At 65.6% G+C, this 218-nt stretch carries 1 protein-coding gene; it reads left to right on the forward strand.

What is annotated here, in order from left to right; all coding sequences use genetic code 11:
- On the forward strand, positions 1–218 hold a 218-nt coding region (locus AX750_RS05510), incomplete at both ends, for an integrase core domain-containing protein (RefSeq protein WP_156449860.1).

The raw sequence follows: 218 nt of genomic DNA on the forward strand, positions 1-218 counted from the left end.
AAGACCGCCTACATCGCGCCCGGCAGTCCCTGGGAGAACGGCTTCATCGAGTCGTTCAATGCCCGGTTGCGCGACGAACTCCTCGACGGCGAGATCTTCTACACCCTCGCGGAGGCGAAGATCGTCGTGGAAAGCTGGCGGCGGCACTTCAACACCGTCCGCCCGCGTGGCTCGCTCGGATACAAGCCTCCCGCGCCGGAGGTCTTCGTGCCCGCCAT

The organism is Methylobacterium sp. CCH7-A2 (genome assembly GCF_001557075.1).
GTDB classification, from domain to species: Bacteria; Pseudomonadota; Alphaproteobacteria; order Rhizobiales; family Beijerinckiaceae; genus Allobosea; species Allobosea massiliensis.